The sequence below is a fragment of the Kitasatospora sp. NPDC091257 genome (assembly GCF_044757675.1).
GTDB lineage: Bacteria > Actinomycetota > Actinomycetes > Streptomycetales > Streptomycetaceae > Kitasatospora > Kitasatospora lactacystinica.
The window spans coordinates 1-5,240 of the sequence record NZ_JBIVVI010000645.1 but is presented as its reverse complement, the minus strand read 5'-3'; the positions used below and the strand labels follow the sequence as shown (position 1 = coordinate 5,240).

The following is a 5,240-nucleotide window of genomic DNA, read 5'->3' as shown; positions in this document are numbered from 1 at the left end:
GGCAGGCCCCAGGGTTGTCCGTGGGCCCTGCCCGCGAGGAGTGGCCGGTGGCGGCGAACGCGATCACTCAAGGTTCACCGGGACATCCCGGTGACGGCGAGGCCGGCACCGATATCTGCTGCGGTGGCGCCGGGGCCAGGCGACGGGCGAGGTGTCCCAGGGCGAGGAGGGAGAAGATGTCGGCGAGGACGGGGACGGTGAAGGCGAAGCCGCGCGGTCCGATGGAGTCCGGGATGCTGGTGATGGATCCGTCGGGGCGTTGCTGGGTGAGGAGGTAGGCGGCGCCGCGGGCTGCGGGATCGGGGTCGGTGCTGTGTGCGGCGAGCGTGATGAGGGCGTAGGCGGTGCTCGTGGCGTCGCTGGTGTCGCCGTGCTGCTGGCCCCAGCCGCCGTCGGTGTTCTGGGAGTTCGTGACGAGGCGGGCGGCCCGGCTGGTGATGCGCTGGGCCGGGCTGTTCGGTGTGCGATGGCTGGGGTGGCGGGTGGCGGCGAGGGTGGCGCGGAAGACCGTGTGCAGGCGGCTTTTGCTCCAGTCGGGCGGGAACGAGCCGTCCGGGTGCTGTTGGGAGGCGAGGAAGGTCAGGGCTTCGTCGATGGCGGTGTGCTGCCGGTCGGCCTGGGAGCAGAGGGCGTTGGCGACACCGGCGGTTATACAGGCTTCGGAGGGTGCTCCGACCTGGTAGGTGGGGAAGCCGCCATCGGGCCCTCGCAGGGCGAGGAGGGCGTCCAGGGCACGGCTGATCGGCTGCCGATGGACGTGGGGGCCGGTGAGGTGGAGGACCTCGATGGAGGCTGAAATGTCGTCCACGTCGGCGAGTTGAGCGCCCTCGGTGTAGGACCAGCCGCCACCAGGCTGCTGGAGGTGCAGCAGGCGCTGGGCGATCCTGTCCAGGACCGGTACGGGGGCGCCCGCGGCGTGCAGGGCCACTCCAGCGTTGGCGGTGACCCAGGTGTCCTCGTCGCAGATGAACGGAATTCCGCCGTCGGGGCGCTGGTGCTGCAGCGCGGTGTGAATCCCGTCGGCTATCAGCTGCTGGTGGCCCGGCTGGGCTGCCAGGGCGTGCAGGACCGACAGGTGGACGAGGAGGTGACCCTCCCACACGGTCCCTGGTTGCTGGGTGGAGCGCAGCAGGTCCAGGTCGTGCGCGTCGATCAGGTCGGGCCTTGCGTGGGCGAGGATGGCCTTGACGGCGGTGACCTGGACGCGCGCCCAGGTGTGCAGGCCGTGCAGGCAGAACGCGTCGGGGGCGGGAAGGTCGGTGGCGGGGACGGCGCCGACCAGGACGAGGACGGCGTGCAGCAGGGCGCGCTTGCGGGGGCCGGTGAAGTCCGGTGCGTGGCTGAGGAAGTCGTCGACGTCCAGTTGGCCGGCCACGTTGCTGGGGCCGTCGAGGCAGGCGCGTGCGAGCAACCGGTCCAGCGGCGTGGGGGATTCGCGATGTGCGGCCAGGTAGCGGGCCAGGCGGTCGCGGGCGGCTGGCTCCAGCCGGGTGCGGTCCAGCAGGACGAGCAGCAGGGCGGATTCGAGGACGCGGCTGTGGCACGGTTCGCGCACCGCGCCGTCCGGGTCGATCCGGCTCTCCAGATACAGGCGCAGCCGGGCGGTGGCCAGCGCCAGGTCGTCGGGGAAGTCGGTGCTGTGCCATCGGGGCAGCGCGAGGGTGGTCGCGGCGAGTCTCATCGGGCTCCGTTCAGTTCAGCTCGTCGGCGGGCCGTCCGGCGCTTGCGGGGGCCGGCCCGCGGCTGGTGGACGGAGGGTGGTGCATCGTCTCGGGGTGAAGGTGGAACCGTCCGGTGACGGTCAGCCAGTGCAGGGTGGAGGTCATGAACCTCTCCACCAGATCGACGTAGCGGCGCAGGTCCTCCTGCCGGTCGGCAGACAGGAGCGGGCCCGTGCGAAGGTCGGCCGCAGCGGTGGTGAAGCCCGCGCGGCGCTCCTCGATCATGGCCGTCACCCGTGTCCGGGCCTCGTCCGTCGTGCAGCCGTCCTGGCGGGCCAGCACCGCCACCAGGTTGTCCTGGCCGGCGGCCTTGTCGTCCACCGCCGAGGCCAGGTCATTTGCCCAGCCCACGACATCGGCCACGGCCCAGCGCAGGTCCCGCAGTTGAGCGTCCACCCGCGGGTCCTCGACGAACTCGGCGTGACCGGCGTGTTCCAGGACGTCCAGCATCGGCAGCAGCGTGATCGTGCGACGCCGCAGCGCGAGGTAGGCCGTCAGCGGCAGCCGGGCGCCGGAGCGGCGCAGCGCCACCTCCTGTTCGCAGGCGTCCAGGAAGTCCAGGTAGTCCGTCGTGAACCGGGCCCGCCAGGGGGCTGACATCCCCGCAGCCGTACGCTCCCACAAGCGCGACAGCACCACCGCGTGGGCAGCTGCCACCCCCGACGTGCCCTCGCCGGGCGCGAGCACCTGACGCAGCGGCGCGGTGAACTGCTCCAACTCGCCCGGCACCGAACCCAGCCCGCGCCGGTCGATCTGGTCATCCACCCAGCAGATGAACGCCGCCCACTGTGCGGCCAGTGCCACATCCGCCACGTCGCCCTGCGGGAGAGCACCGCCGACCAGCACCTGAAGCCGCATCGCGGCAAGACGCCGCTCCTCGCCGGGCTCCGCCACCAGGCCCGCCCGTCGGGCCCACCGCAGCATCGCATCGCGCACGAGGGCCAAGGAATCTGATGGCATGTCAGTCATGGTCTGATCATGTCAGGCCAGTGGCAGACAGGGACGCTGAACAGCGGCCTGAAGACGGCGAACACCGCTGGGAGGCTCGGAACGCCTACGGCTGCGGAACTCACCAATGGTGAACCAGCCCCACGAGCGGGGCCATTCGACCAAATGGGGCAAGATCCGCCGATGTCGACACCGTTCGGCCTGACGGTGGCCATGACAGCCTGAAACTCTTCAGGCAGTGCACCCGGCTGCGGGCCGGAGCCTCGCCCGGTGGCCCGGGGGAGGCTGGCGCGCGCCGTGCGCAGCGGAGAAGGGGAATCCTATGGCTGTTGACGAGACCGCCACGCAGGACAGCGCCGCGGCGCAGGGTGCGTCCGCGCCGTCCACCGACCAGATGCCCGCCGACTGGCTTCCGGAGGGGCATGGCGGCGCCGTCGGCCGCTGCAGTGGCGAGGGCGGAGGAGGCCCGGGAGCAGCTGAAGGTGCGCGGCCTGGACGCCTGGGTGGAGAAGAGGTGGTGGGGCTTCGAGGTCCACATGAACAAGGCGACCGCCGACGAGGCCACGGAGATCGAAGGGCTGCTCGCTGACATCGTCAATGCCGCGATCCCTCCGCTGGGCCAGGTCATCGCCTTCTGCATGAAACCTCATGCTGCGGCGATCAAGTGGGCGAACACCGGCCAGTGGGGCGTCAAGTGCAGCTCGCCGTGGATCGCTCCGAGCTGGCTCGTCCCCAGTGCGCGCAACGGCCCCCGTGTGGACTTCAACATGTGGTGGACCGTCCTCGACGGCTCGCACTGGAGCAACGACGAGAAGTTCCCCGGCCACGAGTCGGCCGCGAACCCGGCCCTGGCCGTGCTCAACGGGCGGCTGGTCACCGTCCACCGCGCCGGCGTGGACAACTCCCTCTGGTACGCCACCTACGCCCCCGAGACCGGCTGGTCCGAGGACATCAGGACCAACATGCACAGCGCCGACGGCCCGGCGTTGGCGACCTTCAACGGCAAGATCCACCTCGTCTACCGCGCTGGCAACAGCAACGACTTGATGCACGGCACCTTCGACGATACCGACTGGACCGTCGGCCCTATGCCCTTTCACCAGAGCTCCCGGGGACCGGCGCTGGCGGTCTACGGCGGAGCGCTCCACCTCGTCCACCGCGGTGGCAACAGCGACAGAATGTGGCACGCCACCTACGACGGCTCCCAGTGGAGTCCTGACACCGAGATGCCCCGCCACGAGACGGCGTCCAACCCGGCCCTGTGCGAGTACAACGGCGCTCTCCACCTCGTCCACCGCGGCGGCGGCAACGACACCTCCCTGTGGCACGCCGCCTACGACGGCAGCAGCTGGTCCCAGGACTTCCGGCTCCCGGGCCACAACAGCCTGGAGGGACCGGCCCTGGCCGCCTACAACGGGAAGATGGCCCTGGTCCACCGCGGCTACGGCAGCGGTGACCAGAACCTGTGGGGCGCAGCCTTCGTCGCGAACAAGGGCTGGGAGCCGGACGTGAGGTTTCCCAACCACCTCAGCAGCGCGGGGCCTGCCCTCATCGTCTACCGCGACAAGAACGGCGAGGCCGACCAACTGCTGTGCGTCCACCGCGGCGCCGGCAAGAAGGCCGCCGGTACCGACACCGCCGAGGTGGAAGCCCGCCTCACGGCCGAACGTCTCGCCACCGACTGGATCGACACGCCGCAAGACACCCCGTAGCCGCCCCGGTGCACCCGCCCGCCGCCACCACGGCGGCGGGCGTCCCGAGGGCGCGATCCTTCGCCTCACCCTCAAGGGCGGGGCCGCCCCGGTGCCGAAGATCGGGTGCCGATCCACGACGTCCGGCACGGAGCCCCGGGCCGTCTCAGCCGATCGCCAGTAATGACGTCGCGTTTCAAATGATCTGCTCTGTTGCCAGTGCCGTGACCTGGTGGGCGAGTGGAGAAGTGGTGGGGTGGCGGAGATCTTGGCTTTGATCAACTCCGGGTTTCCGCCCGTAGCTGATGATTCGCTTGTCGGTGTCCTGCCAGGACGGATTCGTGCTCGGCGGTTGCCTTCGCGTCGGCATGTCGTTGAGCAGCGTGCCGGTGGCCGCGATGCGCTCGGGCGATGAGCCGTCCACCGATCGGACATCCCTATGTGAGAGGACCCCGCGCCATGTCGGACGACGACTTCGGCTACAGCCAGCAGTACCACTACAACTCCTACCCCAGCCATGGGGACGACCCCACGCCGGCACCGAAGCCTGCCAACCAGCCCGCCATCTACGCCGACCGCAACTTCACGGGTCCCAGCATGACGCTCCAGGCGGGTACCTACGACCTCACCAAGCCGGGCGCTGTCGGCAACGACTCCATCAGCTCGGTCAGGGTGCCCAGCGGCTGGACGGTCACCCTCTATGCCGACGCCGGCCTCCAGAGCGCCAGCAAGGCGTTCACCAGCGACGCGGCCTATGTCGGTGACGACTTCAACGACGTCACTTCCTCCATCAAGGTCGACACCTCCTGACCTGCCGCTCCCGATCGGGGGCACATCAGCGATGGGATCCACGCACCGGCCGTCCGGCACCACCGCCCCC

5 protein-coding genes are annotated in these 5,240 nt (G+C 70.3%); 2 read left to right on the top strand and 3 right to left on the bottom strand.

Going from position 1 to position 5,240, the window contains the following annotated elements:
- Nucleotides 1-67: 67 nt before the first annotated feature.
- Together ACIQOV_RS26350 and ACIQOV_RS26345 are read right to left on the bottom strand one after the other, a co-directional pair.
- The gene (locus ACIQOV_RS26350) at nucleotides 68-1,681 is read right to left on the bottom strand and encodes a prenyltransferase/squalene oxidase repeat-containing protein (RefSeq protein ID WP_401052490.1); all 1,614 of its coding nucleotides are present in this window, start codon (nucleotides 1,679-1,681) and stop codon (nucleotides 68-70) included.
- Between the two features lie 10 nt (nucleotides 1,682-1,691).
- Nucleotides 1,692-2,681, bottom strand: coding sequence for a terpene synthase family protein (locus ACIQOV_RS26345; RefSeq protein ID WP_401052489.1), 990 nt, complete (start codon nucleotides 2,679-2,681; stop codon nucleotides 1,692-1,694).
- A 410-nt stretch (nucleotides 2,682-3,091) separates the two neighbouring features.
- Between ACIQOV_RS26345 and ACIQOV_RS26340 the strand changes: the two genes are divergently transcribed.
- On the top strand, nucleotides 3,092-4,381 hold the full coding sequence (locus ACIQOV_RS26340) for a hypothetical protein (protein ID WP_401052487.1): 1,290 nt from the start codon (nucleotides 3,092-3,094) through the stop codon (nucleotides 4,379-4,381).
- A 175-nt stretch (nucleotides 4,382-4,556) separates the two neighbouring features.
- Here ACIQOV_RS26340 and ACIQOV_RS26335 read toward each other — a convergent pair whose 3' ends face one another.
- Complete coding sequence (locus ACIQOV_RS26335; RefSeq protein WP_401052484.1) at nucleotides 4,557-4,784, bottom strand: hypothetical protein; 228 nt, start codon at nucleotides 4,782-4,784, stop codon at nucleotides 4,557-4,559.
- Nucleotides 4,785-4,801: 17 nt separating this feature from the next.
- Between ACIQOV_RS26335 and ACIQOV_RS26330 the strand changes: the two genes are divergently transcribed.
- Nucleotides 4,802-5,170 carry a peptidase inhibitor family I36 protein gene (locus ACIQOV_RS26330; protein WP_401052482.1) on the top strand — a complete coding sequence of 123 codons (369 nt, stop codon included), beginning with the start codon at nucleotides 4,802-4,804 and terminating at the stop codon, nucleotides 5,168-5,170.
- The last annotated feature ends 70 nt before the right edge of the window (nucleotides 5,171-5,240 follow it).